At 38.0% G+C, this 26,572-nt stretch carries 28 protein-coding genes; 20 read left to right on the top strand and 8 right to left on the bottom strand.

The window, feature by feature from the left end; translation table 11 throughout:
- Positions 1-29: 29 nt before the first annotated feature.
- A complete protein-coding gene (locus J2Z82_RS01190; protein WP_209478964.1) occupies positions 30-389 on the bottom strand; it encodes a YtxH domain-containing protein in 360 nt (119 codons plus the stop codon).
- Between the two features lie 220 nt (positions 390-609).
- Positions 610-1,035, bottom strand: a complete 426-nt coding sequence (locus J2Z82_RS01185; RefSeq protein WP_209478963.1) for an HIT family protein — start codon at positions 1,033-1,035, stop codon at positions 610-612.
- Between the two features lie 475 nt (positions 1,036-1,510).
- Here J2Z82_RS01185 and J2Z82_RS01180 point away from each other — a divergent pair, with 475 nt between their 5' ends.
- Entirely contained in the window at positions 1,511-2,254 is a 744-nt protein-coding gene (locus J2Z82_RS01180) for an ABC transporter ATP-binding protein (protein ID WP_209478962.1), read from the top strand.
- A complete protein-coding gene (locus tag J2Z82_RS01175) occupies positions 2,247-3,458 on the top strand; it encodes an ABC transporter permease (protein ID WP_209478961.1) in 1,212 nt (403 codons plus the stop codon). The genes J2Z82_RS01180 and J2Z82_RS01175 overlap by 8 nt, the downstream gene beginning before the upstream one ends.
- 34 nt (positions 3,459-3,492) lie before the next feature.
- Here J2Z82_RS01175 and J2Z82_RS01170 read toward each other — a convergent pair whose 3' ends face one another.
- Positions 3,493-4,659, bottom strand: coding sequence for a M20 family metallopeptidase (locus tag J2Z82_RS01170; RefSeq protein WP_280922956.1), 1,167 nt, complete (start codon positions 4,657-4,659; stop codon positions 3,493-3,495).
- Between the two features lie 88 nt (positions 4,660-4,747).
- On the opposite strand from J2Z82_RS01170, the gene J2Z82_RS01165 reads away from it, so the two are divergent.
- Positions 4,748-5,110 (top strand): hypothetical protein, encoded by a 363-nt coding sequence (locus J2Z82_RS01165; protein WP_209478960.1) that lies wholly within the window; start codon positions 4,748-4,750, stop codon positions 5,108-5,110.
- 35 nt (positions 5,111-5,145) lie between these two features.
- On the opposite strand, the gene J2Z82_RS01160 is transcribed toward J2Z82_RS01165, so the two are convergent.
- Positions 5,146-5,583 (bottom strand): ferritin-like domain-containing protein, encoded by a 438-nt coding sequence (locus tag J2Z82_RS01160; protein WP_209478959.1) that lies wholly within the window; start codon positions 5,581-5,583, stop codon positions 5,146-5,148.
- 106 nt (positions 5,584-5,689) lie between these two features.
- Here J2Z82_RS01160 and J2Z82_RS19660 point away from each other — a divergent pair, with 106 nt between their 5' ends.
- From J2Z82_RS19660 to J2Z82_RS01130, 6 genes are all read left to right on the top strand, one after another.
- Complete coding sequence (locus tag J2Z82_RS19660) at positions 5,690-6,337, top strand: phosphatase PAP2 family protein (protein WP_209478958.1); 648 nt, start codon at positions 5,690-5,692, stop codon at positions 6,335-6,337.
- 172 nt (positions 6,338-6,509) lie between these two features.
- Entirely contained in the window at positions 6,510-7,280 is a 771-nt protein-coding gene (liaF, locus tag J2Z82_RS01150; protein WP_209478957.1) for a cell wall-active antibiotics response protein LiaF, read from the top strand.
- 15 nt (positions 7,281-7,295) lie between these two features.
- On the top strand, positions 7,296-8,333 hold the full coding sequence (locus tag J2Z82_RS01145) for a sensor histidine kinase (protein WP_209478956.1): 1,038 nt from the start codon (positions 7,296-7,298) through the stop codon (positions 8,331-8,333).
- A gap of 18 nt (positions 8,334-8,351) precedes the next feature.
- Positions 8,352-8,990, top strand: a complete 639-nt coding sequence (locus J2Z82_RS01140; protein ID WP_209479165.1) for a response regulator transcription factor — start codon at positions 8,352-8,354, stop codon at positions 8,988-8,990.
- Positions 8,991-9,072: 82 nt separating this feature from the next.
- Positions 9,073-9,501, top strand: a complete 429-nt coding sequence (locus tag J2Z82_RS01135) for a disulfide oxidoreductase (protein ID WP_209478955.1) — start codon at positions 9,073-9,075, stop codon at positions 9,499-9,501.
- Positions 9,502-9,504: 3 nt separating this feature from the next.
- Positions 9,505-10,002 (top strand): thioredoxin family protein, encoded by a 498-nt coding sequence (locus J2Z82_RS01130; RefSeq protein ID WP_092493614.1) that lies wholly within the window; start codon positions 9,505-9,507, stop codon positions 10,000-10,002.
- A gap of 499 nt (positions 10,003-10,501) precedes the next feature.
- On the opposite strand, the gene J2Z82_RS01125 is transcribed toward J2Z82_RS01130, so the two are convergent.
- Complete coding sequence (locus J2Z82_RS01125) at positions 10,502-11,011, bottom strand: antibiotic biosynthesis monooxygenase family protein (protein ID WP_209478954.1); 510 nt, start codon at positions 11,009-11,011, stop codon at positions 10,502-10,504.
- Between the two features lie 157 nt (positions 11,012-11,168).
- Here J2Z82_RS01125 and J2Z82_RS01120 point away from each other — a divergent pair, with 157 nt between their 5' ends.
- The 4 genes from J2Z82_RS01120 to hemY all read left to right on the top strand — a co-directional run bounded on the left by J2Z82_RS01120 (position 11,169) and on the right by hemY (position 16,842).
- Positions 11,169-13,322: a transglycosylase domain-containing protein gene (locus J2Z82_RS01120; RefSeq protein WP_209478953.1), complete on the top strand. Its 2,154-nt coding sequence runs from the start codon at positions 11,169-11,171 to the stop codon at positions 13,320-13,322.
- Between the two features lie 120 nt (positions 13,323-13,442).
- Positions 13,443-14,477, top strand: coding sequence for a uroporphyrinogen decarboxylase (gene hemE / locus J2Z82_RS01115; RefSeq protein WP_209478952.1), 1,035 nt, complete (start codon positions 13,443-13,445; stop codon positions 14,475-14,477).
- A gap of 26 nt (positions 14,478-14,503) precedes the next feature.
- A complete protein-coding gene (gene hemH / locus J2Z82_RS01110) occupies positions 14,504-15,442 on the top strand; it encodes a ferrochelatase (protein ID WP_209478951.1) in 939 nt (312 codons plus the stop codon).
- Positions 15,439-16,842, top strand: coding sequence for a protoporphyrinogen oxidase (hemY, locus tag J2Z82_RS01105; RefSeq protein WP_209478950.1), 1,404 nt, complete (start codon positions 15,439-15,441; stop codon positions 16,840-16,842). The genes hemH and hemY overlap by 4 nt, the downstream gene beginning before the upstream one ends.
- Before the next feature lie 509 nt (positions 16,843-17,351).
- Here the strand turns inward: hemY and pepF are convergent.
- Positions 17,352-19,160, bottom strand: a complete 1,809-nt coding sequence (pepF, locus tag J2Z82_RS01100) for an oligoendopeptidase F (protein WP_209478949.1) — start codon at positions 19,158-19,160, stop codon at positions 17,352-17,354.
- Between the two features lie 258 nt (positions 19,161-19,418).
- On the bottom strand, positions 19,419-19,547 hold the full coding sequence (gene yhfH / locus J2Z82_RS01095; protein ID WP_092493621.1) for a protein YhfH: 129 nt from the start codon (positions 19,545-19,547) through the stop codon (positions 19,419-19,421).
- Between the two features lie 98 nt (positions 19,548-19,645).
- Here yhfH and J2Z82_RS01090 point away from each other — a divergent pair, with 98 nt between their 5' ends.
- The 5 genes from J2Z82_RS01090 to J2Z82_RS01070 all read left to right on the top strand — a co-directional run bounded on the left by J2Z82_RS01090 (position 19,646) and on the right by J2Z82_RS01070 (position 24,621).
- Positions 19,646-20,383 (top strand): MBL fold metallo-hydrolase, encoded by a 738-nt coding sequence (locus J2Z82_RS01090; protein ID WP_209478948.1) that lies wholly within the window; start codon positions 19,646-19,648, stop codon positions 20,381-20,383.
- Positions 20,384-20,452: 69 nt separating this feature from the next.
- On the top strand, positions 20,453-21,448 hold the full coding sequence (gene lplA, locus J2Z82_RS01085; RefSeq protein ID WP_209478947.1) for a lipoate--protein ligase: 996 nt from the start codon (positions 20,453-20,455) through the stop codon (positions 21,446-21,448).
- 703 nt (positions 21,449-22,151) lie between these two features.
- Positions 22,152-23,690, top strand: coding sequence for a fatty acid--CoA ligase family protein (locus J2Z82_RS01080; RefSeq protein WP_209478946.1), 1,539 nt, complete (start codon positions 22,152-22,154; stop codon positions 23,688-23,690).
- A gap of 127 nt (positions 23,691-23,817) precedes the next feature.
- Positions 23,818-23,967 carry a hypothetical protein gene (locus tag J2Z82_RS01075; RefSeq protein ID WP_209478945.1) on the top strand — a complete coding sequence of 50 codons (150 nt, stop codon included), beginning with the start codon at positions 23,818-23,820 and terminating at the stop codon, positions 23,965-23,967.
- A gap of 132 nt (positions 23,968-24,099) precedes the next feature.
- Positions 24,100-24,621, top strand: coding sequence for a competence protein ComK (locus J2Z82_RS01070; RefSeq protein WP_209478944.1), 522 nt, complete (start codon positions 24,100-24,102; stop codon positions 24,619-24,621).
- On the opposite strand, the gene J2Z82_RS01065 is transcribed toward J2Z82_RS01070, so the two are convergent.
- Complete coding sequence (locus tag J2Z82_RS01065; protein ID WP_209478943.1) at positions 24,569-24,958, bottom strand: YhjD family protein; 390 nt, start codon at positions 24,956-24,958, stop codon at positions 24,569-24,571. The genes J2Z82_RS01070 and J2Z82_RS01065 overlap by 53 nt on opposite strands.
- Positions 24,959-25,166: 208 nt before the next feature.
- On the opposite strand from J2Z82_RS01065, the gene J2Z82_RS01060 reads away from it, so the two are divergent.
- The gene (locus tag J2Z82_RS01060; protein ID WP_209478942.1) at positions 25,167-25,814 is read left to right on the top strand and encodes a TVP38/TMEM64 family protein; all 648 of its coding nucleotides are present in this window, start codon (positions 25,167-25,169) and stop codon (positions 25,812-25,814) included.
- A 137-nt stretch (positions 25,815-25,951) separates the two neighbouring features.
- A complete protein-coding gene (gene lepB, locus J2Z82_RS01055) occupies positions 25,952-26,503 on the top strand; it encodes a signal peptidase I (RefSeq protein ID WP_209478941.1) in 552 nt (183 codons plus the stop codon).
- The last annotated feature ends 69 nt before the right edge of the window (positions 26,504-26,572 follow it).

Below are 26,572 nucleotides of genomic sequence, written 5' to 3'. Positions count from 1 at the left end.
CAGGCTATCAACTTTGATAGCCTGTTTTTTCATTCTTTTTTTAGTTTAGTTTCTAAGTCTTTTAAGCTTGATTCAATTTGTTCCAAATATTCATGGATACTTTCTCGATGGGGTTCAACCGTACCTTTCCACTCCTCAACAGAACTTTTCATTTCCTGAGTTAGTTCTTTGATTAGGGCAGCACCTTCTTTTGAAGTCTCTGAAATTTGCTTTTTCAAGCGTAGTCCATCAAGTTTAATATTTTCAAGCATACTTTTCCATTCCATACTTTGTTCTTTTGCACGATAGCGAAAGTCTCTTCCTGATGAGGGTGTACTCAGTAAAGTTGCGGTGGCACTGACAGCTCCCCCGACCATGATCCCGAGAATTAGTGATTTTCCGTTTGCCATAGAGAATACGCTCCTTTCAACTCTTGTATATCTTTTCCTTTTTTGAGGTTACTATGAAACGTGTTTTTTAAAGAGTTGGGTAAGTAAAAAAATTCTTACTGCATAAATCCTCTGACAAGCTGTGCCAGAGGAGTAATATAGTATTAATTAACACAATAATATTATATCAAATAGCAGACAAAATAAAAAGTATTAATTTTCAGATTTATTCTGAATGTGATTAGACTTCTTGACCAATTTCTTTTGCAATTTGCTGGAGGTCTTCTGAAGTATAGTCCTTTTCATGTGTTACCCATTTTGATGAAAATCCGTCATTGTCACCATAGCGCGGTATGATATGAATATGTAAATGGAACACTGATTGATCTGCCGGCTTTTCATTGTTATTCAAAAGATTCATCCCGATTGGCTGATACGTTTTTTTTATAGCGTTTGCAATTGTTGGAATTCTTGCAAATAGCGAACTTGCAACTTCTGGTGGTGTTTCATAAATGTTCTTTGTGTGTGTCTTCGGTATAACTAGCGTATGCCCTTTTGTTACCTGGCTAATGTCAAGGAATGCATAGACATAGTCATCTTCATAAACTTTAGCTGATGGAATTTCCCCATTTAATATTTTACAAAAAATGCAATCTTCATGTGGCATGCAAATCACTCCTAATCATTTTACTTTATTGTATATAGGAATAGGGGAGAATGTAAAGCTTTTACAATTAAATAAACAGGTCAGGCCCACGCTAATGGACCTGCCTGCTTTAAGAAGTATGAGGATGCTATACACTCTAACGTTGGGGACTTTGTAATTAATGTTAAATCGCATGCTGCTACTTAACGTGATTACAAAAAACCTTTTTGTCAGCATCTCAAGTTATTGAGACGCCCTGGCAAAAGGGTTTATTTCATTAGATTGTCGATCACAGAATTATCGATCACAAACACCTCATTTGTGTGCAATACGAAATTTTATGATAGTGTTAGATCCTCATGACTTCATTTGTTAGTGTGAACGGATTAAGAAATTTTATACACAATTTCTGTCGAAAACTGGTGAATAGTTTGTTTTGGCTTTGCCCGTTAAACATGGTAAAATTTTAGCTAAGTGAATACTAGGAGGAAATCTCGTGGAACCTTTGTTACATATTGATAATCTGTATGGTGGTTATACACATAAAAACGTTCTGCAAGGCATTTCATTTAATGTCTTTCCAGGCGAAATTGTAGGACTTATTGGCTTAAATGGTGCCGGAAAGAGTACCACAATTAAACATGTTATTGGATTAATGCATGCAAAAAAGGGCAAGGTTGCTGTGAATGGCAAAACTTTTCAGGAAAACAGGACGACTTATCGAAATCAAATGGCCTATATACCTGAAATGCCGATTTTATATGATGAGTTAACATTATATGAACATCTTCAGTTGACTGCAATGGCTTATAATATACCTGAAGATGTATTTGAAAAAAGACTGCCTCCATTGTTGAAAGAATTTCGAATGGAGAAAAAATTAAAATGGTTTCCTGTTCATTTTTCAAAAGGGATGCGTCAAAAAGTCATGATTATGTGTGCTTTCCTGATTGAACCGCCATTATATATTGTTGATGAGCCGTTTGTCGGGCTGGATCCGCTTGGGATTAAGTCTTATTTACAGCTAATGGACAAAATGAAGGCCAATGGTTCTGGTGTGCTGATGTCAACACATATTCTTGCAACCGCAGAGCGCTATTGTGATCGGTTTGTAATTTTGCATGATGGCGAAATCCGGGCAATTGGCACGTTGGATGAACTGCGGCAGAAATTCAACATGCCTGAATCAACACTTGATGACTTATATGTGCAATTAACAAAGGAAGATAGCCATGTTTAATGCACATGAATTTTTTAAGAAACGGTTTGCTGCGCATATTAAGGAGACAAGCCGCTATTTACGTTATATTTTCAATGGGCATATTGCTTTTGCAATGCTATTTTTTGTCTCAGCCCTTGCCTATTATTATCAGCAGTGGTTAACAGCACTTCCGGAAAATTTTCCGACAGCAATTATTATCGGTGTTGTATTTGGGCTGCTGGTTAGTTATAGTCCGGTCAGAACATTGTTAAAAGAACCAGATTTAGTTTTCCTAATAACAGCTGAAAATAAAATGGGGCCCTATTTTCGGAATGGAATTGTGTACAGCTTCGTTATTCAGCTATATTTAATCTTACTCTTAGGAGCTATGTTTGGTCCGTTATATTCTGCTACATATCCTGATCGTGCCGGCAAGATTTATTTACTAACGTTGCTAGTTGTTCTAGTTTTCAAAGGCTGGAACCTAATGGCGAATTGGTGGATGCTGAAAATACGCGAACCAGGAATTCGTCAGGTTGATTTGCTTGTACGAACCTTACTAAATATTGCGGTATTTTATTTTATCATTCAAGGTGAAATGCTGTTAGCAGGGATTACGACATTATTATTTACACTTGTGTTCCTGTATGATTTGAATGTATCAAGAAAACAGGCAGGAATTTTGTGGGATTTATTAGTTGAAAAAGATCGAAATCGTATGCATTCTTTTTACAGACTAGCAAATATGTTTACGGATGTTCCGCATTTGAGAAATCAAGTTAAAAGCAGGCACTGGCTCGTATCACTGTTTAATAAGGTGCCTTTTGCCAATAAACATACATTTGATTATTTGTATCGAATTACCTTCATCCGCAGCGGTGATTATCTGGGTATGTATTTTCGTTTGATTTTTATTGGCGGACTATTTATTTACTATGTACCAAATATATGGATGAAGTTAATTTTCGCCCTGTTATTTTTGTACATGAGCAGTTTTCAAATGATGACACTTTATCATCACCATCGAACGGTTATGTGGCTAGACTTATACCCTGTCGACTTAGAGATTCGTCAAAGATCAATGATTAAATTGCTTTTTCAATTAACAGTTATTCAAACTGTGATTTTCGCTCTTTTATTTTTAGGGATGGGCGAGTTTATTGGAGTACTGACTGTTCTGGTTGTGGGGGTAATATTTAATTATTTATTTATAAACGGTTATGTGAAAAAGAAGATGGAATAATAAATACCCTTCAAATGCTGAAGGGTATTTATTATTACTCTTGATAATCAAAATAGGCTTGAATTAATGTCTTGGCTGCTACTGGTAAAGCGCGTTCTTCAATATCAAATTTTGGATGATGATGCGGGAATTCATTGCCTTCCTTTTGAGCCCCTGTAAAAAAGTAAGCACCAGGCTTTTTCATTGTATAATACGCAAAGTCTTCGCCACCCATTACAGGCAGCACTTCCTCAGCAGTATGAATTTCCTTAATCTTTTCACTGGCGTTCAGGACAAGTTCAGCCTCCTCAGCATGGTTAACTAGTGGCGGATAGCCCTTTACATAATCGAATGAATAGGAAGCGTCACTCGACACACATACTCCTTTGATTACTTTTTCCATTTCTTCGATGACTTGCTCTTGAACAGCTGTATTTAAAAATCGTACCGTACCGACAATCTTTGCTTTATCTGCAATTACATTAAAAGTCGTACCTGCTTCAAATACACCAATTGTAAGCACTGCCGTTTCCAGTGGATCTAATCGTCTGCTTACGATTTGCTGAAGCTGTGTTATCAGCTGTGAACCAATTACAATAGCATCCTTGGTTTCATGTGGATATGCGCCATGACCGCCTTGACCATGGATCGTTATTGTGAAGCGGTCTGTCCCTGCCATAAATACATCTTTGGTCGTTTGCAGCACACCGAATGGAGTAGTGGCCCAAAGATGTGTCCCAAATACTGCATCAACATGATCAATTGCTCCAGATTCAACAATTGGTTTAGCCCCACCTGGTGCATACTCTTCAGCATGCTGATGCAGGAAGACGATTGTTCCGGGTAAATCCTCCTGAAAGGACGTCATTGTTTTTGCGAGCATGAGTAATGTTGCCGTGTGTCCATCATGTCCACACGCATGCATCACGCCATCTACTTTTGACTTATATGGAACATCTTTTTCATCCTGGATTGGCAGGGCGTCAAAGTCTGCTCTTAATGCAACTGTCTTGCCAGGCTTATCACCTTTCAATGTTGCAATCACACCATTTCCACCAACGTTCGTCTGGTATGGGATTCCTAATTTTTCATAGAAGTCTGCAATATATTGTGCTGTTTTTGTTTCATGAAAAGAAAGTTCCGGATACTGATGCAGATAACGACGGATTTCAACCATCTCCGGGTAAAGTGCATCAAGCTGTTTATGTATTTCATTTAGCAAAATAAAAACTCCCCTTATATTTTCTAATTATTATAACATTTTTAGGAGCAGGTTGAATAGTTTTGCTAAGAAAGTGCAGAAGGAGGGAGTGAATCGCCGGTTGGAGAGTGCGAATGTGCAGGAGGAGAGTGTGAATGTGCAGAAGGAGAGTGTGAATGTGCAGAAGGAGAGTGTGAATGTGCAGAAGGAGAGTGTGAATGTGCAGAAGGAGAGTGTGAATGTGCAGAAGGAGAGTGTGAATGTGCAGAAGGAGAGGCTGAATCGCCAGAAGGAGAGGCTGAATCGCCAGAAGGAGAGTGTGAATGTGCAGAAGGAGAGTGTGAATCAACAGAAGGAGAGTGTGAATGTGCAGAAGGGGAGTGTGAATCAACAGAAGAGCGCAAACATCAACAGAAGAGCGGAAACATCGACAGAAGAGCCCGAACATCAACTGGATACGTGCACAAATTAAAAAGGCTGCCTCTAATTTGAGACAACCTGACTGGATTATGATGAAAATCTTGGGTCTTTTAATAATCGTTCAATTTCTTCCTTATGATGTGTTTCATCAGCTATCATGTCTTCGAGTTTAACAACTAGCTCAGTATAGCCTAATTCGTCTGCTTGTTTTTTACGTTGTTCATAGCGTTCAATCGTGTCTTTTTCCGAATTAAGTGTTGCCTCTAATAAGTCTTTTACTTCAGTAGGCTGCGGAATATCTGCTGACTTCGTTGTTGGAGTTCCACCGAGTGTGCTGATTTTTTCGGATAGGTATAGTGCATGACCCATTTCATCGGTGATTTCCGCCTCGAAAAATGGTTTCAATGCAGAACGATATAGCCCAGAAACAACTGAAGCACTATACGTATATTGGATTGCTGCTCCATATTCATTCGCAAGGTCTTCATTTAGACCATCAATTAAATTTTGTAAATCTTTATTCATAGCATATCGCAACCTTTCATAAGATTTTTATCTATATAATTACATTTCCCTATTCCGTTTTTTTAAAACGTTAAATGAGGTATTATGGGATAAGGAGGTTATCTACGTGTGGAATAAACGGAATTATATTATTATTTTTTTATTTACAATTGTCATTATAACCTTAGGTACCTGGGTGGCGCGGATTATTACTGGACAAACCTTGTATGTTGATCGGCTGACACGTGGAATTGTTGAAAAATTTGATGACTCCAGTATTTATACGTTTTTCCGCTGGACGACAGAACTAGGATCTGAAGAGTTTTTAGTGCCATTCACAATCATTATTACCCTTTTGTTATGGTGGCTTTTTCGTGACTGGCTGCCGGCATTGGTTTTTGGAGTAGGAACGCTTACTAGTCATGGCTTGAATATATTGATAAAAAGACTTGTTGAGCGGGAGCGCCCTAGTATTCTTGTTGCCGCAAATGCTGAAGGGTATAGTTTTCCATCCGGGCATGCGATGATATCAATGGTTTGTTACGGTCTGCTGGCGTATTTTATTACAAAGAATCTTAAATCTGCAAAAGCCACTTTTGCGGTTCAATTTCTGTTTGCGCTGTTAATTTTTCTGATTGGAATAAGCAGGTATATGATTAATGTGCATTATTTAACAGATGTACTTGCGGGATTTATATTTGGATTTATTTTTTTAGTGGGTTTAATTTATTTATACGAACTGATACGTAATCGCAGGTTTAAGATTCAGTCTTAAGACGGAGGCAGAAACATTCCAGAGACCATTACCTTTCGAGATACCACTTAGTAAAATAGAAGTAGGTTAAATCAGAGGGAGTTTTCGAAATGGAGGCTGTATCGCAAAATTAATTGGTGTTTACAGCTTAAGTGTAATTCTAGGTATCAAATGGGAGAAAGAGGTGTGCAAAATGAGGAATAGTTTTTTGCGGTCTTTTGTAGCAATTACGCTGATTTTAGTAGGAGCAGCATTAGTATTAGCTAATATAGGAATTATTGATTTTAATATGAATAATGCCTGGATTTATATTTATCCAGTTCTATTTATTATATTTGGTCTAAAGTGGATGCTTGATAAAATAAGGTATAATGGAGGAAGCTGGATTTTTGGGTCATTTTTCTTCATATTTGGTTCACTGTTGCTGTTTGACCGTTTTGAACTAATTGAATTTACCTTTAATGATGTGTATAAATTGTGGCCGCTGCTAATTGTTTATATTGGATTTTCTTTTATAGGTAATTCTCAAAAGCGAAGCAAGTGGAATATCAAATGGGATAAAAAATTGTCTAAAAAGAATAAAGTAAAAGGCAATTATGACAGCAGTTTTTTCTCAATTGGTGAACATGAGTTTAATCAGCCTAACTGGAAAGTAGAGGCGATGAACCTTAAAAGTATGGCTGGTGATTTTTATCTCGATTTTTCAAAAGCATTTATTCCAGAAAAAGAAATTCCAATTACCATTAACTCGTTGGCTGGTGATGTTCATATTCTAATTCCTGAGAATATTGAGTTTCGTGTTGATGCTTCTGTTAAGGCAGGAGAAATTGACATAGCCGGGAGAAAGGCGGAAGGAATCAATAGACATCTACTGCACGAAACTGTTGATTACGAAACAGCAATAAAAAAACTGGATATTCTACTTGATCTGAAGGCAGGTTCCATTCGAGTTGTTACGGTCTGAAAGGGGAACGAATAAATGATGAAAAAATTTAGCAGTATCCGTTACATGTATATTCGTTCTCATTTATATGCGGTTTTTCTAACAACTGTTATTCTTTTATCTGTATTACTGTCGATACATGTCCTGGTAAGCCCAGACTGGCTTTCTGCAATGAGTATATTTGTCTTTATTTTGCTGTATGTTTTATTAGGTCTTATAATTTCTGTTTATGCCGGGTTTAAATCAAGTGGCGAAATAAAAGAACGGTTGGATTATTTATCTGTCTTAATTACCCAATTTGCGAATGGAAACTATCAATCTCGTGTCTATTTTAATGAAAGTGACGAGGTTACGAGAATTAGTAATGAAATGAATGAACTTGGCGAAAAGTTACAAAATCAGGTGAAGTCATTACAACGAATGGCTGATGAAAAAGCCGATTTTGCCAAGTCGTCACATAAGGCTGCAGTCATTGAAGAAAGACAGCGATTAGCTCGTGATCTGCATGATGCGGTCAGTCAGCAGTTATTCGCAATAACCATGATGTCTGAAGCGGCTTTGAAGCAGTTGGATATTGATTCTGAAGTAGCTAAGACACAACTAAGAGATGTAGCTGATAGCGCGTTGAAGGCACAGACTGAGATGCGTGCACTATTATTGCATTTACGTCCTGTTCATTTATCCGGGGAACCTTTGCCAATTGGGGTAAAGAAGCTAATTGATGAACTGAAACAAAAAACGAATATGAACTTTACGGTATCGATTGATGAAGATATTGAACTGTCCGAAACTACGGAAGAACATGTTTTTCGTATAATTCAGGAATCATTATCAAATACACTCCGTCATGCCGCTGCATCAGAAGCTAAAATAAAAGTTTTTATAAGAGCAAATGAGTTATTTTTGCATATCAGTGATAATGGAGAAGGTTTTAATGTGGATGAAGATACGAACCGTAAAACTTCATATGGATTGAAAACGATGAGGGAGCGAAGCGAGGAACTAGGTGGAACGTTCACGATCCGTTCAATTCAAGGTGAAGGAACATATTTGGATATCCGCATTCCTTGTTAAATTAGGAGGAGAGAAATGATAATTCGTGTAGTAGTGGTAGATGATCATGAAATTGTGCGTAAAGGGATAGTAGCCTATTTGCAGACGGAGAGTGACATTGAAGTTGTTGGTGAAGCTGCTAGTGGCAATGACGGTGCCGATTTGATTTTACAAACAAAACCAGATGTTGTTCTAATGGATCTGATGATGGAAAATGGTTCAGGAATTGAAGCAACTGCAAAAGTAATGAGAGAGTTGCCAGCATGTAAAATTATTATTCTAACAAGCTACTATGATGATAAACAGGTGTTTCCTGCAATTGAAGCGGGGGCGTTTAGTTATATTTTAAAAACTTCTTCAGCATCCGAAATTGCAGATGCAGTTAAAAAAGCTGGAGCCGGCGAAAATGTAATTGAGCCAAAGGTTGCTGGGAAAATGATGACCAGTTTTCGGACAGAGCAAAGGAAAGCACACGATGAACTAACGGAACGCGAGCTTGAGGTACTTTTGTGTATCGGTGATGGCCTTACCAATCAGGAAATCGGCGATAAACTTTATATTGGGATTAAAACAGTAAAAACACATGTTAGTAATATACTGTCAAAACTGGACGTTCATGACCGTACACAAGCAGCTGTATATGTTCACAAAAATGACATAGTTAAACAAGAGGATTAGAATTATGTAATCCTCTTTTTTGATTTTTTTATATAGAGTCTTGTATAATTCTTATGTATGATAAATAAAGGAGTGCGCGAACATGGACAATACAAAATCAAATGAAACATTATTAATGCTTGTTTGGGCACAGGCACTTCTTGCGCTATTGGGCAGCTTGTTCTTTTCTGAAGTAATGGGGTATGTCCCTTGCGAATTATGCTGGATACAGCGAATCTTAATGTATCCGTTAGTGATTATCTATGGTGCAGCAGCTTTTAAAAAGGATATAGCAGTTGCCTTACCAGGGTTAATCTTAAGTGGAATTGGCTTGTTAGTCTCAATCTATCATTATCTAATTCAAAAATTGCCAGCGTTGCATGAAGCTGGTGGATCTTGTGGAGCAGTTCCATGTAATACGCAATACGTTAATTATTTTGGATTTGTTACGATTCCTTTTCTAGCTGGAATTGCGTTTATTGTAATTTTTGTTCTACATATTATAATTATCAAACAAGATGGGAGGAAGTAAGATATGCAAAAGAAAATGCTAATTATATTGGCTTCAATACTAGTTTTGTTTATTGCACTTTACTTTGTGATTGATTATAAAAACAACCAGGCAATGGGCGATAATGAAAATCCTTATGGAAAAGATAACTTGCATCAAGCAACAATTGATCAGCTTGATGATCCTGATTATCAGAATCAAATCACCCCTGATAACTTGGAGGAAAAGTTGGATAACGGAGAGGACGTAACCGTGTATTTTTATGATCCAACATGTCCACACTGTAAGCGTACTACACCGATACTTGCCCCACTGGCTGAGGACATGGGCGTTGATATGAAGAAATTAAATGTACTGGAATTTGAAGATGCATGGAGTAATTATAGTATCCAAAGTACCCCAACACTTGTTCACTTTGAAGATGGAGAAGAAGTAGATCGAGTGAATGGATCGCAATCGGAAGAAATGTTCAGAGCGTTTTTCAATGAGTATGCAGTAGATGGGAATGAAGAAGCTAGCTAGGGTGGTTACCCCAAGCTAGCTTTTTTACTGTTTAGGAAATTATAAAATTTAAGTATTGTGGATATTTGGACTTCCGAATCAGCGACGTCCAGCTCCGACGTACAGGACGTACTAGTGCCGGTGACGCCACAGGACGTGGCGTTCTCACCGGCCAGCGCCTAGCGCCTAGTGGACTTCCCTCCCCGTGTCTACGATAAGTCAACATCGAATCGCTTACGCTCTTCGTGTATCCTTTATCTCAGGGAAAAGGAAGATCGACTAAGACCGCCGCTTTGCGCGGCAACGTCGACCCACCCGCAGCGCTGAGCGCAGTCCATACGGCACTGAACAGGCGCTTGCGCTTTTGTTCTTGAGTGTGTAAGTATAGCTAACGTATTCAGCGATTGAGCCTTTTGCGGATGACAAATTTTTATCTTCACAGTTGATAAACTGTGAAAGTCAACTAATGGTAACCGATTTGTAGTCTTTAGTGAGGCACCCTGTGAGGTTGAGAATCTCTTTACATGGACTCCTCATCATCCAGGTTTATCATTCGATAGCTTGTTATGAACGGTCTGTCTGCAAAATATGCAGGTGGTTTTGTTCCGCCGTCTTTATGGGCTTTTTTAAATTGGTCCGAGTTTTTCCAGTTTTCAAAGTCATCCTCTCTGGCCCATTGTGTCAAGACAACATAAGTATTACCTTTTTTCGGCTTTAACAAACGAAATGCTTGGAATCCAGGCATTGAGTCCACATTCTGTTGCCGTTGCTTGAACCGGTCTTCAAAAACTGCTGCACCGTCCTCGGTAACAGGGATGTTATTCATGACAACAAAGCCACTTTCCTGTAATTCTCCATTTTTGATAATTGCCTCATACGATCTCCCTGCTGAGAAAATGCTTTTACTGCTAGCTTCATAATAAACTAACGTGCTAGAGTCCCCGCTCATATAATAAAAATTAATAGATGGATGGTCGTCTCTAAGTTTTTTTAGAAAATCAAATGTCCCATTCGTCATATATGCGTTCATAATATACCCCTTTCTTTCTTTTCATTTTAACATACCCTATTTTTTGGCTCAAACTCAATTAAAATAATTATTAAGTAACATTAAGTATTATTCCTTTTTTAATGACGAATTTTGTCGTATAATAAAGAGTGTGTGCAGTAAATATAGAGGTGAACAAATGCATAAATCAAAGAGCTCTATAAGAAAGAAAATGAAATGGCTGTTGATTTCGTCCGCTTTTATTTTAATTGTTGCAATAATAGGATATACGGCTATTTTATTCGGTGGAAACCTTGTTGTTGATAAAGAAGAATTAATACTGGATGCAACGACAACAATTGAAACAAGTAATGGGCAAATAATTGGTAAATTATATTATGAAAATCGAATCCCGGTTAACATAGAAGAAATTCCAGACCATGTAACGGAGGCTTTTGTAGCTGTTGAGGACAGACGTTTTTATGATCATGGAGGTGTAGATTTTCAATCGGTTGTGCGAGCGGTCTATCGTGATATTATAGCTATGGCTAAGGTGGAAGGTGCAAGTACCATTACACAGCAATTAGCTAAGAATTTGTTTTTGCATAATGATAAAACATGGATGCGTAAGACCAAAGAAGTGATGGCAGCAATACACCTGGAACGCGAATTTTCGAAAGAGAAGATCTTAGAACTATATTTAAATGAAATTTATTTTGGACAAGGCTTATATGGAGTTGAGGCTGCTTCACAAAAGTTTTTCTCGAAGCCAGTTAAGGATTTAAATGTGATGGAAGGCGCGCTATTGGCAGGACTAGCTAAAGCACCTAATGGATATTCGCCAGTTGATCACCCTGAGAAAGCAAAAGCACGAAGAAATGTTGTCTTAAAAGCGATGGATGATACAGGCAAAATTTCGACTGAGAAGCGTATGAGTGCTCAAGGTAAGACATTAGGATTAGAACTAAAAAAAAATAAACCAAATCCGTGGACAGATAGCTATATTAGTTTAGTGTTACAGGAAGCTAAAGAAGATTATAATTTGTCGAATAGTGAGTTAAAACGCGGTGGATATCGAATTGTTGTAAATATGAATGAAAAGGCGCAAAAAATTGCCTTCAATAAATTCAAAAATGGGGACTATTTCCCAGGAAATACGAAGGGTGTTCAAGGCGCTTTCGTCATGATGGAACAGGATTCGGGAAAAATCGTTGCTGCTATTGGCGGCAGGGATTATCAGTTAGGTGATTTGAACCGTGTGACTGTTAACCGACAGCCAGGTTCAACGATGAAACCAATTGCAGTATATGGACCGGCTATGATGCAGGAAGCATATCAGCCATATACACTAATACGTGATCAAAAAATGGAAATAAATGGATATACCGTGACGAATTATGACGGTAATTATGAGGGTGCTGTATCTATATTTGAAGCATTAATAGAATCAAAAAACGCTTCTGCAGTTTGGCTTTTGAATGAATTGGGGGTATCCCATGCAAAGGACTACTTAACTAAAATGGACATTAAGATCCCTGATGAAGGTCTTGCTATTGCGCTAGGTGGACTTTCCGAAGGTCTGACCCCTTTAAAAATGGCTGAAAGTTACACTTCATTCGCTAGAAACGGGGAAACTATTGATTCATTTGCAATCGATAAAATATATGACAAGCAAAACGACATTATTTTTCAAGGTAAGGCATTTACAACCGATGTATTCAGTCCACAAGTGGCTTGGAATATGACATCGATATTAATGGAAGCTGTTAACGAGGGGACAGCAAGTGCTGGCGAATTCTCAAAGGCATTAGCAGGAAAAACTGGTTCAACTCAGCATCCGCATGTCGCTGATGAAGTAAAGGATGCATGGTTTGTTGGATATACCCCACAATATGTAAGTGCGCTTTGGATGGGGTATGATACATCAGATAAAGAGCATTACTTAACTGGCGGCAGTGAATTTCCAACAAAACTTACGAAGGCGATTCTTTCTGAACTGGATAAGGAGCAAACTCTTGCAGCTACTTTTGACAAGCCTGAAAATGTTAAGGATTTACCAAAACCGATTGAATTACCTGAAGAATTGGTATTAAATGCAGACTATACATTTGGGGGCTTCTCATTATTTAAAGGAAAGCTGCACTGGACCCCGGCTAAAGACGATCGGGTTGTTTATCATATTTACCAGGAAAAAGAAGGTGTTGATGAACGAATTGGTAAAGTTGAAGAGAAAAACGAATTTACTGTAAATAATATAAGTATTTTTAAAGCTACCAGCTATTATGTTGTACCGTACGATCCCTTGACTAAACGGGAAGGGAATAAATCAAATACCGTAACTTTGTCAATGTAATTTAGACAAATTGGTGACAATCCTTGTGGTTTGCTATACAGTGGGATGGGAAAAAGCTATAGTAAATAGTAGATAGTTGACCTTAAGTAGGTAAAATGGCAGTTTAAAAGGATGAAGATAATGTCAGAAAAAATCAATGATACAATTTTAAGAGCTTACAATGGAGAAAAAACGGATTATATCCCAGCTTGGTTTATGCGACAGGCTGGGCGTTCCCAAAAAGAATATCGGGAATTAAAGGAAAAGTATTCATTATTTGAAATTACGCATCAGCCGGAATTATGTGCGTATGTGACACGACTGCCTGTTGAACATTATGGAACAGATGCAGCTATTTTATATAAGGATATTATGTCGCCTCTACCTGCACTTGGAGTTGAAGTAGAAATTAAATCTGGAATCGGGCCAGTAATTCACAACCCAATAGAGAGCTTTCAAGATGTAGAAAGGTTGGGTGCAATCAACCCTAAAACCGATGTTCCTTATGTACTGGATACCATTCGTTTATTAAGTGAAGAGCAGCTGGAAGTTCCGCTTATCGGATTTAGCGGTGCGCCATTTACATTGGCAAGCTACATGATAGAGGGTGGACCATCTAAAAACTATGCAAAAACAAAAGCATTTATGTATCGTCAGCCAGAGGTATGGTTTGCATTAATGGACAAACTAGCAGATATGACGATTGCTTATGTTAAGGCACAAATTGAAGCTGGCGCAAAAGCCATACAAATTTTTGACTCATGGGTAGGAGCACTAAATGCTGCTGATTATCGTGTATATATAAAGCCAGTCATGAATCGTATTTTTACTGCCTTGCAAGAGGAAAATGTGCCTTTAATTATTTTTGGCGTAGGTGCACGGCACTTGTTGATGGAATGGAATGATTTACCAGTGGATGTAATTGGCCTGGATTGGCGCACATCCATTACCGAAGCACGAGAATTGGGTGTAACAAAGGTAATGCAGGGCAATCTTGATCCAGCCGTTTTGCTTTCAGATTGGCAAACAATAGAAGCAAAAACAAAAGGCATTTTAGATGAAGCGATTATGCAAGAAGGTCATGTTTTCAACTTGGGTCATGGTGTAACACCAGATATTAACCCAGAAACGCTTAAAAAATTAACCGAACTAATTCATTCCTATTCACAACGATAATAAGAGGATAGAAGAGGTGTTTAACAATGGAAAAAAAGAAAATGGGACTACTCGTTATGGCATATGGTACACCGAATAAAGAGGAAGATATTTTGCCGTACTATACGCACATCAGACACGGAAGAAAGCCTTCTGAAGAAGCATTGCAGGACTTAAAAGACCGTTATAAAGCAATCGGTGGTATTTCTCCGTTAGCAAAAATCACACAGGAGCAGGCAAAAGCTTTAGAGGTCAATCTCAATGCTTCTCAGGATGAAGTTGAATACAGTGTATACATCGGATTAAAGCATATTGCACCATTTATTGAAGACGCTGTTGAACAGATGGCTGAAGATGGGATTAATGAAGCTGTATCACTCGTGTTGGCTCCCCATTATTCAACATTCAGTGTGAAGTCATATAATTCTCGTGCAAATGATGAGGCAGAGAAATACGGAATTAACATTGAATCAGTTGAAAGCTGGTATGATGAGCCTGGATTTATTGAACACTGGTCAAATCAAATTAATGCAGTTTATGATGAAATGTCTGCTGAAGAGCGTGAGAAGGCAGTATTAGTCGTTTCAGCTCATAGTTTACCAGAAAAAATCTTGCAAAATGGTGACCCATATCCTGACCAATTAAAAGAGACAGCACGGCTTATATCTGAAAAAACAGGAATAAAAGATTATGCGATTGGCTGGCAAAGTGAGGGGAATACACCTGATCCTTGGCTTGGTCCTGATGTACAGGATTTAACACGTGACCTGTATGAACAAAAAGGATATCGTTCATTTGTATATGCTCCAGTAGGTTTTATTGCAGACCACCTGGAAGTTCTATATGACAATGATTATGAATGTAAAGTAGTATGTGATGAATTAGGCGCAAATTATTATCGACCTGAAATGCCAAATGTCCATCCTGATTTCATCGCTACCTTATCTAATGTTGTGTTACAAAAAGCAAAGAGTGAAGTACGATGAACGAAACGAAAAAAATTGTAATAGTCGGCGGCGGGATAACTGGGTTAACCGCTGCTTACTATTTACAAAAAGAAATTAAAGAAAACAATTTACCCTATGAGATTAAGCTTGTTGAAGCAAGTGACCGACTTGGAGGGAAAATTAAAACAGTCAGACAGGATGGATATACAATTGAACGCGGCCCTGACTCGTTTTTGTCACGCAAACAGCCTGCTGTGAAATTAGCAGAAGAATTGGGTATGACCGATCAACTCGTTCGTAATGGCACTGGGCAGTCGTATATTTTAGTGAACAATAAGTTGCATAAAATGCCTAAAGGCGCATTTATGGGTATCCCGGTACGAGTACGTCCTTTTTTATTTTCAGGAATATTTTCACCTAAAGGAAAGCTTCGTGCCGGAATGGACTTTGTGATTCCAAAAAGCAAAAAAGGCAGCGATCAATCATTAGGTGGATTTTTCCGTCGTCGGTTTGGGAATGAATTGGTAGAGAATCTGATTGAACCGCTATTGTCTGGTATTTATGCCGGAAATATAGATGATATGAGTTTAATGGCAACATTTCCGAATTTCTATCAACTCGAGCAAAAGCATCGAAGTTTGATTAAAGGGCTGCAAAAAACTACACCGAAAAAGAAAAAGTCTATAGGCAAAAAACCAGGTATGTTCTTCTCCTTTATAAATGGTTTTGAATCATTGATACATACGCTTGAGAAAACACTTGAAGATGTTGTTGTTTCATTGAACACAGCAGTAGATCATGTTGAAAAGAAGGACCAAGGCTATCATTTATTGTTAAGCAGTGGTGAGGTATATAAGGCAGATGCGATTGTAATGGCAACACCACATTATACATTGCCAAAAATGTTTAGCCAGTATGACATGTTTAATGAATTTCATGACATTCCAGCAACATCGGTGGCCAACGTTGCATTAGCGTTTGATCAATCAGCAATTAAAAAGGATATTGATGGAACAGGATTCGTTGTGTCCAGAAACAGTGATTTTCGGATTACCGCATGTACATGGACTCATAAGAAATGGCCACAGTCTACACCTGAGGGAAAAGCATTATTACGTTGTTATGTTGGACGGCCAACTGATCAATCGGTAGTGGATTTGTCAGACGAGGAAATTATCGAAATTGTGCTGAATGACTTGAACAAAACAATGAACATTACCCAGAAGCCAGAGTTCAGTGTCATTACACGCTGGCAAAATGCAATGCCACAATATACTGTTGGACACAAAGAGCGGATTGCTAATGTACGGGACGAGGCAAGCCGTGAGCTTCCCGGACTATTTTTATCAGGTAGTTCATACGAAGGAATCGGTGTTCCTGACTGTATTGGTCAAGGTGAAAGAGCAGTTGCTGATGTACTGGAATATTTGCGTGGATGATTGGACTGGCATCAAGGCGATAAGTAATCGCCTGGTGCCAGTTTTTTATATGATGATGGGTTTGGTTTTCTGCAGTATTTGTGTGAGAGGTGGTTATGGGGCGATTCAGTCTTCATGCGGATAATTCAGTCTTCGCTCAGCAGTTTGATCTGTAATTCAGTTTTCGTGGAGCTTAATTCAGTATTCACATCACTTGATTCAGTATTCATGCCGCAATATTCAGTTTCCAGCAAGATTTGAGTCTGGTGATGGGCTTTCTGCTGTGTATTTGTGCGAGAGTTGATGCTGGGCTGATTCAGTCTTCATGCGGATAATTCAGTCTTCGTTCAGCAGTTTGAGCTGTAATTCAGTTTTCGTGGAGCTTAATTCAGTATTCACATCACTTAATTCAGTTTTCATGTCGCATTATTCATTTTCCAGCAAGATTTGAGTCAACTAATGGCGCAGAAAATCTCTTTAATGAAATTAAAAAGTGCCCCAAAGCTCGATTGCTTTGGGGCACACTTTCGTTATTCGTAACTTTTCTCCAATTCGTCGATAAGTTCCCCGACATATGCAACCGCACCTTTGATTGCGTCTGGCTTGGACATGTCAAGACCTGCTTTTTCAATCAGATCCTGCGGCTTCATGGAACCGCCAGCTTTAAGTACAGATAACCAGCGATCAACGGCTGGCTGTCCTTCTTTTTGAATCATTTGTACGACTGCGGTAGATACTGTTAATCCTGCTGAGTATGTGTATGGATACAGACCCATGTAATAATGTGGCTGGCGCATCCAAGTTAGGCCAGCGCCTTCATCCAATATTACTGTATCACCCCAGAAGTTTTCCAAGGCTTCTTTCTTTTGTTTGGACAGTACATCTGCAGTTAATGGGGTGCCTTCTTCGGCTAAATCATAAATACGACGCTGGAATTCACCCTCTAGTAAATGAGTAACGAAATTATGGTAATACGTTCCTAATAATTGTGTGATGACCCATCGCTTCATTCGTTTGTCATCTGTCTTTTTAATCAAGTGATCAGCTAATAATAGTTCATTTAAGGTCGAAGGTGCCTCAACAAAATAGGTTGATGGTCGTGTATTGAAAAGCGATTGGTTTTTACCAGCTAGATAGAAATGGCCAGCATGTCCTAATTCATGTGCAAGAATGAAAGCGCCACGCATGGTATTTGTCCACGTGATTAAGATATAGGGATGGACACCGTATGGACTCGCACAGAATGCCCCAGTTGCTTTTCCAACATTATCTGCTTGATCCACCCAGCGATTGTTAACCCCTTGCTTCATAATCTTGCTATATTCAGACCCCATTACCTGTAGTGCCTCAAGAATAGTCGTTGTTGCTTCCTCGTATGTTGTTTCTGGATTGAATTCAGGGTCCAATGGTGCCTTTAAATCTGAAAAATGTAATTCATCTAAGCCCAGCTTATCCTGTTTAAGTTTTGCGAACCGGCGCATATGTGGTGCTAATTCTTTCTGGATTACATCTAACTGATTATGATACATGTCTTGTGTTACTTGTTGTGATTGGAGCAGCATTTCTGTTACGGAACTATACGAACGCAAGCTAGACATCTTAACCTGTTTGTTGACTTCGGTGGCATAAGTAGCCGCATATGTGTTTTTGTATTGGCTTAACGTTTTGATGAAGGAGTCATATGCTTTTCTGCGAATGTCTTTATCAGGTGATAATTCGTAGCGGTCTTCATAAAGTGCAAATGACATTGGCAACTCTTCACCATTATCATCTACAATCGGCTCAAATATCATATCCGATGATTTGCTGCGCTGATAGATCATGTATGGGGAACTATGTACTTCACCAAGAGCTGCAAGTGTTTCTTCTATTTCCGGTGCTAGTGTAAATGGTTTTTTTTCCATTATATCTTCAAGCATTTTACGGTAGGTTTCTAATCCTGGTTCATTGGCAATAAACTGTTCAATGGCACTAGGAGAAAATTCCAGCAGCTCGGATTCAATAAACGTTAATTTAGCACCTAAAGTAGCCATTACGGAGGAAATCCTGGACATATCACCTTGATTTTTAGGATCTGTCCCGTCAGCACTTGCCTTAAGATTAGCATATGTTCCTATTCGAATGAGACGTTTTTCAAAGTTCTCTAAAGCAACCAGGCAATTTAATAAATTATCGGCGTTATTCAGTCTTCCTTTGAATTGTGTAACATCACTAACATTTGCCTGAATAGCTGTTAGTTCTTTTTCCCAATCTTCTTCTGTAGCAAATAAATCTGTCAGGTTCCAAGTTTGCTCAGTCGGTACTTCTGAACGTGTCCAACGTTTGTTTTTAGTTGTCATAACTGTACCCCTTTCAAAATAATTAATTCGTCTCTCTAATTAATTATAAATTAAATACAGTTTAAATGAAATATTTTTCAGAAATATGCTGTTGCTCAGAAAATTCGGCATGTTGCCAAGATAGTGGGTGCGCACTCTAACGATATTGGCTTCTTAACTGCAAAAAAATACAGCTATTTTATATAGCTGTTAAATAGAAAGAGAATCTCTGTTATAGTACATTTAAAATAGGTTTCAGTTTTTTGGTCATACTAGATACTATCTAGCTGGATGATCACATTCGTCACATAAATTACCATAGCAATCAGCTTTCTCATGCATGGCCTGCCCGCACTGATGACACTTTTTCTTTGGTAAATTTCTGAAAAACTCAACGACGTTTATCATGTGTATCCTCCTTTAAGTTGATAGCTATATTGTAATATAACAGTATGCGTAATGTCAATACTGTGTTACAACAAATTAATAAAATGAGGTGAATGTCTATGAAATTAACGGTAATAGGCTGCTGGGGTGGTTATCCTGCCCCGGATGGAGCGACTTCGGCTTATTTAATTGAGAAGGATGATTTCTCATTATTAGTTGATGCAGGAAGTGGTGCATTATCTAAATTACAGAATTATAAACACATAATGGATATCGATGCAGTTGTTCTTTCCCATTATCACAGTGATCACATAGCTGATATTGGTGTTATGCAGTATGCATGGTTAGTGCATTCGTTTGTACATGAGCGAAATGAAATTTTACCTATATATGGTCATTCGGAAGACCTAGGAGGGTTTGAATCACTAACACATAAAAATACGGAAGGAATTGCATATGATCCAAGTGAAACATTGGAGATAGGTCCTATATCCATAACCTTTCTAAAAACCAAACACCCTGTTCCATGCTACGGTATGCGAATTACTGATGGCGAAAGTGTTATTGTTTATACAGCAGATACGTCTTATACGCAAGAGTGGTCTGAGTTTGCGAATAATGCCGACCTCCTGATAACAGATTGTAACTTTTACGAGGAACAGGATGGTTCGAGTGCAGGGCATATGAATAGTAAAGAAGGGGCTATGATTGCAAAAGAAGCACATGTGCAGGAATTATTGCTCAGTCATTTACCACAGTTTGGTAACAATTACGATTTGGTAAAAGAAGCAGGCAACTATTTTACAGGTGAAATTCAACTCGCGAAGGAAGGATTTGTCTGGGAGAAAAGTCGTTAGTTTTGATTGTATCAGCCTTATCTATTAAACTTATCAATGGATACATTATCAATAGGGAGGCTGATTTTGATGAAATTTATCGATAATAAAGGCATTACAGATCCAACCATAAATTTGGCATTGGAAGAGTACGTTTTACAGAACTTCGGAGAGCAAGATACATATTTGTTATTTTATATTAATAAACCCTCCATTATTATTGGACGCAACCAAAATTCTATTGAAGAAATTAACACGAACTATGTGGATGATAACGGTATTAAAGTTGTTCGTCGTCTTTCTGGTGGCGGAGCTGTTTATCATGATGAAGGTAATTTAAACTTTAGCTTTATTACAAAAGATGACGGGGAGAGCTTCCAAAACTTCGCGAAATTCACTAAGCCTATGGTGGAAGCATTGAATAAATTGGGTGTCCCAGCAGAATTACAAGGCAGAAACGACCTTGTTGCAGATGGACGGAAAATATCCGGCAATGCTATGTTTTCAACAAAAGGACGCATGTTTAGTCATGGAACCTTAATGTTCGACTCGGAAATTGAAAATGTTGTTTCAGCGTTAAATGTGAAAATGGAGAAAATCAAATCTAAAGGAATAAAATCAATTCGCAGCCGTGTTGCAAATATTTCTGAATTCCTGGAAGACAAGATCACGATGGACGAATTTAAAGAATTGATTTTACGTTATGTGTTCGACGTGGAGGATGTGAAAGACATACCACGCTATGAGTTAACGGAGCAGGATTGGGAAAATGTCCGTAAAATATCAGAGGAACGCTATCAGAAATGGGACTGGAATTATGGGAAGTCTCCTAAATTTAATATTCAGGAATCACATAAATTTGATGCTGGACTTGTCGACGTTCGTTTAGATGTAAAAAATGGAACGATTGAGAACTGTAAGATTTACGGGGATTTCTTCGGACTTGGTGAAGTTCGTGATATTGAAGATAAGCTTGTTGGTGTTCATCATGAGCGAAATGCAATTGAAGAGGCATTAAAAGATGTTGACGTACCACATTATCTTGGCAAAATCTCAAAAGAAGACTTTATCAACTTGTTATACTAATCAACAGTGAATATTGGATCTCCGTTACCAACCACAAATCTAAAACATTAAAATTGGATATGAGTGACCATCAATTTGTACTGCTGATTGATGGTCATTTTTTTGGGCTCTATTTGTAAGTTTTCTCGTTTTAATCTTCGCATTAGATATAAACTGCGACGTACTATTTAAAAGTTTGAGTGCTATGATGCCGCTTCGGAAATACACTTCGCTTTCCGTGGGCGGCTGATGAGCCTCCTTGCTCCTACGTCGCTGCGTAGTCTCATCTAGGCCTCAGCTCCCACAGGAGTCTACGTGTATTTCCTCCGCTGAATCGCTATAGAATAAATTTGTGACAGCACTAAAGTAGTCCGGGTGAGTGGAGGGCGGTGACTCCTGCGGGAATAGCACGTTCCGAAGACCCCACAGAGTGGTCTTCTCGAGGAGGCTGAGGTCGTGCCCGCGGAAAGCATCCGCCCGTAGCGAACCCCGGACGGCGGGACGAGAGTTTATAGATTTTATTCCTGCAGTTACTTCGCATTTTATATCTATTGTTAACCATTAATTATACTCCAAAACTACTTATTGCTGGGAGGTTCGTTTTTTAATGAATCAGCAAGCGCTTTCACTTGATTTGTCGTTTTCTGTATTTTATAATTAATATGAATTTTACTATAAAAATGAATGATTATTCATTCATATTACTAATCGTAGGGGGATTAATGTGAACTTAACAGAACAATTATCCATTACAGCCAAAGAGAACCCGCATAAGACCGCATATGTTTTTCAGGATAAAGAGACAAGCTATATGGAATTAGAAGAATCTGTTACAAAATTTGCTTCACGTTTACAAGAACTAGGCTATAAAAAAGGTGACCATATTGCTCTTGTAGTTGGGAATAGCCCATACTATGTGATTGCACTGTATGGAGCGCTTCGTATGGGGGCAGTCATCATTCCAATTAATCCACTATACACAGCACACGAAATGAGTTACATACTGAAAAATGGTGATGTTAAAGCTGTCATTACCATGGATGTGTTACTTGAGAAATTTGAAGCGATAGCTGATCAGGTTCCAAGTGTAAAACATTATATATCCTGCGAGAGTGGTGCAAATATTTCATTAGATGAAAGTCCTTTATCAGCTAAATTGAAATCGTTTACTCAGTTGATACAGGAAGGAAACCTGGAATTTGATGCACCACAAATGAGTGACGAGGATACTGCAATTATTTTATATACGTCCGGGACCACAGGTAAGCCAAAGGGTGCGATGCTATCTCATAAAAACATCTATTCGAATGCAAAGGATACTGCTGATTATTTAACAATTAGTGGAGAGGATCGAGTTATTGCAGCGTTGCCGATGTTCCATGTGTTTTGTTTAACTGTATCGTTGAATGCTCCATTAATGAATGGCGGAACTGTATTGATTATGCCTAAATTCTCGCCGCAGGAAGTGTTTAAGATAGCTACTGATCACAAGGCAACTATTTTTGCAGGCGTACCAACAATGTATAATTACTTGCTGCAAAGCGCAGAAGGCAATAGTTCAGCATTTGCTGGAATTCGTTTATGTATCTCCGGCGGTGCAGCAATGCCTGTTGCGTTACTCGGCCAATTTGAAAAAGCCTTTAATGCAATAATTTCTGAAGGATACGGCCTGTCTGAAGCATCACCGGTTACCTGCTTTAATCCATTGGATCAGCCTAGAAAACCCGGGTCGATTGGTAAAAGTATTATTAACGTTGAAAACAAAGTGGTTGATGAATTTGGTGAGGAAGTTGAGGCAGGTGAAGTCGGTGAATTAGCTGTTCGTGGCCCAAATGTGATGAAAGGATATTATAAGCTGGAAGAGGAAACTGCTTTAGCATTAAGAGATGGCTGGCTTCACACTGGTGATATGGCACGAATGGATGATGAAGGATACTTTTACATCGTTGACCGGAAAAAAGATATGATTCTTGTCGGCGGATACAATGTTTATCCTCGGGAAGTAGAAGAAGTATTATATGAGCATCCAAGTATAGCTGAAGCAGCTGTTATCGGTACACCTCATCCAGAAACTGGTGAATCGGTACTTTCCTTTGTTGTAACAAAAGACCCTTCGTTAAATGATGATATTTTAATGGAGTTCTGTAAAATGCATTTAGCCAAATATAAAGTACCATCAAAGATTGAATTTATGGATGAATTGCCAAAGAATACGACAGGGAAAATTTTACGAAAGAATTTGCGTAATAAAGTAGAACAGTAGAATTTATTTATAGAAAAGAGATGTTCTGAACCAGAGCATCTCTTTTTACTGTCTAGGAGCTTCTTCTTTTGCTAGTATAATTGACCTCAAATCCTGGAATACTAAAAAATAAAAGGATTTGTTAAAAATGAAAAAAAATAATGATACCCCGGAATTAGCTACATTCACAATATTAAATCCGGATTTTCATGCACAACTAGATCAAAGAGGGGGAGAGGAACAATTAACTGATGAAAATAATAGCAATGATGACAACTTGCCAGATTCAACAGATTAATTTTGTCTAAATTGTGAACATTGCTAATAATTTGTTGAAAAATTAAATTATTAATACCTTTTTTACTCGAAATTTGGTAAATTATAAATAAGCCTCTTTCTTTTCATTTAATTATGAAAGGATGAAGATAAAATGTTAAATGATGTTTACTTTCCATCGCATGAAGTAACTCCTCTAACCATGGCAGTGATAGCAAAGCATGATGAAAACGGAAATATTAATACGACTGTTTTAGAAGAGCAGGAAGAGTATTTTGTTCAACAACCCCCAAGTAAAGTCATAGATTATGCTTGCAAGTTCTTCGGTTCAAGTTTACGTGGCCGTCAAGACGGCACCCGCGATATTTGTGGTATTACACACAAAGCTCCCATTTCGATTGATCCTACCAGTGGCATGTATTTCTTTCCTACAATTGCACCAACAAGCCCAAAGTGTTCGTGGATTGCCCATTCTCATGTTAATCAGGTCATCAAAGGCCCTGGACAGTTTACTGAAGTTGTATTTAAGAATGGCAAAACGATTTTTGTGGAAGTTTCTCACGGGTCTCTGCTCAATCAAGTACATCGAACTGCACAATATCGCTATTTATTGGATAACCGTATTAAGTATTTGCAGAAACAGAATGCTGATGTGGTGGCAGAGCCTTTTGCATAAGTTCCTGGACGATTAGTTCCACTTTTTTGCGGATAGCAGGGTTAAAATAATTACGTTTTTCTTCCCGACCTTTGCTAATAAATAAAAATGAAGAAAATGAATCATTTTTATTTAGTGTTACTACCCGTATGCTCCCGTCCTCCATCATTTTTCGCAATTTCCTTCGCTCACTTGTTGCTTCTGAATTCATTTTTTCCAAAAGTTCAACATAAGGTTCTTTAATCTTAAAAGCTCCCTGCTGGATGTGCTGAATATCCTGTTGAATAACAACCATTGCCATCGAAAGAAATAGAAAGCGTGAAGCTAACTGTAATTCTTCTTCATTAAGATAGCGCATGATAACCCTCCATCAATAGAACGTTTGTTCTGTTATCATTATATGATAAAATAAATAAAAAATACACTAAAAAATTTGAAGCTGAAAAGAAAGAGGCTAATATCTTTATTTCTGGCTTTGCAGATAGTCAGGTTTAATTTAAACTAAAAGAAGATAAACTTGCATTAGGTGTATACGATGTTTATAGGTGATTAAGGGAGACATATTAATGGATGCGTTAAATTTTATAGCTAATCTCAAGATATTACTTCAAGAAGACAAGTTAGATGAATATATCATGCAATTATTAAATGAATATGAAAGTTTAGGTCCTATTCCAGGGATTGCATTACCTTTCATAGAGGCATTTTTGCCATTTTTACCATTGGTTGTTTTTGTGTTTGCAAATGCTGCGGCATATGGGCTGCTGGAGGGTTTTTTGCTGTCATGGGCTGGGGCATCGGTTGGTGCTGTTTTGGTTTTTCTAATCATACGAAGACTTGGTGATAAGCGACTTTTTAAAGCAATCCGTAACAATAAACAAGTACATAAGGTTACTGGCTGGGTTGAAAGACGTGGCTTTGGGCCGCTATTTCTATTAATGTGTTTTCCCTTTTCACCTTCAGCAGTGATAAATGTTGTATCCGGTTTATCCAATATAAGCACCCAACAATTTATATTGGCAGTATTGCTTGGTAAATCTGTCATGATATTTTCCATAGCTTATGTGGGATCAAGTATTTTTGAATTTGCAAAGGAACCGGTAAAAACGATAGTAGTTGGGATATGTATTGTATCATTTTGGCTTATCGGTAAATACGTTGAGCGTCGTTTACAACGAAAAGCATTAATCAAAGAAATTTCCGAAAGAGATTAGGTTAGAAATTATCTAAACGGGGTATGCTAGACAAAGAGAAAAGCGGAAGCGTCTATTAAAAGGATGGATAATTATTAACTCCATTAATCATGGGGCGCTTTTGCTGGACCGGAGAAAACGCCCTGGAGGAAATTTGTATGAAAAGAAAATACTTACGTAAAATTATCCCTGTTGTATTATTAGCAATAGCATTGGCATTTCTTTTTCGATCCTTTTTATTTGCAAGCTACGTCGTTGATGGTGAATCGATGGAACCGACCCTTTATGATGGAAACCTGTTAATGGTAAATAAAGTAGTATACGATTTGACAGATGTCGATCGTTTTGATGTTATCGTGTTTCATGCAAGTGCGAAAGATGATTATGTGAAACGGGTTATTGGCTTACCTGGTGATGAAATAGAATACAAGGATGATAAGCTTTTTATAAACGGAAAATATGTCAAAGAAACTTTTCTGAAACCATTTAAAAAGATGGATGAGATAAAGCCATATACAAGTGACTTTACACTGGAGGAAAAGACTGGGAAGACGAAAGTACCAAACGGAAATTTGTTTGTCATGGGAGATAATCGTGAATCTAGTTTAGATAGTCGTACGTTTGGTTTTATATCGGTTAATCAGCTTGTCGGAAAAGTAGATATAAAGTATTGGCCATTTTCCCAAATGCAATTAAGCTTTGGTAAATAGCTATAATTAAGCCTTTGTCTCTGATAAAATAGGGGATAGAGGTTTTTTTATTGAAGCTCTTTTAGTAAG

Source organism: Virgibacillus litoralis, assembly GCF_017873675.1.
Lineage (GTDB): Bacteria > Bacillota > Bacilli > Bacillales > Amphibacillaceae > Lentibacillus > Lentibacillus litoralis.
Note: the sequence above shows the minus strand (reverse complement) of the source record. Positions and strands in the feature narration are given on the sequence as shown.

Coding starts and splice junctions, on each gene's coding strand:
- J2Z82_RS01190 (WP_209478964.1), bottom strand. CDS start 389: ATGGCAAACGGAAAATCACTAATTCTCGGGATCATGGTCGGGGGAGCT.
- J2Z82_RS01185 (WP_209478963.1), bottom strand. CDS start 1,035: ATGCCACATGAAGATTGCATTTTTTGTAAAATATTAAATGGGGAAATT.
- J2Z82_RS01175 (WP_209478961.1), top strand. CDS start 2,247: ATGTTTAATGCACATGAATTTTTTAAGAAACGGTTTGCTGCGCATATT.
- J2Z82_RS01160 (WP_209478959.1), bottom strand. CDS start 5,583: ATGAATAAAGATTTACAAAATTTAATTGATGGTCTAAATGAAGACCTT.
- liaF (WP_209478957.1), top strand. CDS start 6,510: ATGAGGAATAGTTTTTTGCGGTCTTTTGTAGCAATTACGCTGATTTTA.
- J2Z82_RS01145 (WP_209478956.1), top strand. CDS start 7,296: ATGATGAAAAAATTTAGCAGTATCCGTTACATGTATATTCGTTCTCAT.
- J2Z82_RS01135 (WP_209478955.1), top strand. CDS start 9,073: ATGGACAATACAAAATCAAATGAAACATTATTAATGCTTGTTTGGGCA.
- J2Z82_RS01130 (WP_092493614.1), top strand. CDS start 9,505: ATGCAAAAGAAAATGCTAATTATATTGGCTTCAATACTAGTTTTGTTT.
- J2Z82_RS01125 (WP_209478954.1), bottom strand. CDS start 11,011: ATGAACGCATATATGACGAATGGGACATTTGATTTTCTAAAAAAACTT.
- J2Z82_RS01120 (WP_209478953.1), top strand. CDS start 11,169: ATGCATAAATCAAAGAGCTCTATAAGAAAGAAAATGAAATGGCTGTTG.
- hemE (WP_209478952.1), top strand. CDS start 13,443: ATGTCAGAAAAAATCAATGATACAATTTTAAGAGCTTACAATGGAGAA.
- hemH (WP_209478951.1), top strand. CDS start 14,504: ATGGAAAAAAAGAAAATGGGACTACTCGTTATGGCATATGGTACACCG.
- hemY (WP_209478950.1), top strand. CDS start 15,439: ATGAACGAAACGAAAAAAATTGTAATAGTCGGCGGCGGGATAACTGGG.
- pepF (WP_209478949.1), bottom strand. CDS start 19,160: ATGACAACTAAAAACAAACGTTGGACACGTTCAGAAGTACCGACTGAG.
- yhfH (WP_092493621.1), bottom strand. CDS start 19,547: ATGATAAACGTCGTTGAGTTTTTCAGAAATTTACCAAAGAAAAAGTGT.
- J2Z82_RS01090 (WP_209478948.1), top strand. CDS start 19,646: ATGAAATTAACGGTAATAGGCTGCTGGGGTGGTTATCCTGCCCCGGAT.
- lplA (WP_209478947.1), top strand. CDS start 20,453: ATGAAATTTATCGATAATAAAGGCATTACAGATCCAACCATAAATTTG.
- J2Z82_RS01075 (WP_209478945.1), top strand. CDS start 23,818: ATGAAAAAAAATAATGATACCCCGGAATTAGCTACATTCACAATATTA.
- J2Z82_RS01070 (WP_209478944.1), top strand. CDS start 24,100: ATGTTAAATGATGTTTACTTTCCATCGCATGAAGTAACTCCTCTAACC.
- J2Z82_RS01065 (WP_209478943.1), bottom strand. CDS start 24,958: ATGCGCTATCTTAATGAAGAAGAATTACAGTTAGCTTCACGCTTTCTA.
- J2Z82_RS01060 (WP_209478942.1), top strand. CDS start 25,167: ATGGATGCGTTAAATTTTATAGCTAATCTCAAGATATTACTTCAAGAA.
- lepB (WP_209478941.1), top strand. CDS start 25,952: ATGAAAAGAAAATACTTACGTAAAATTATCCCTGTTGTATTATTAGCA.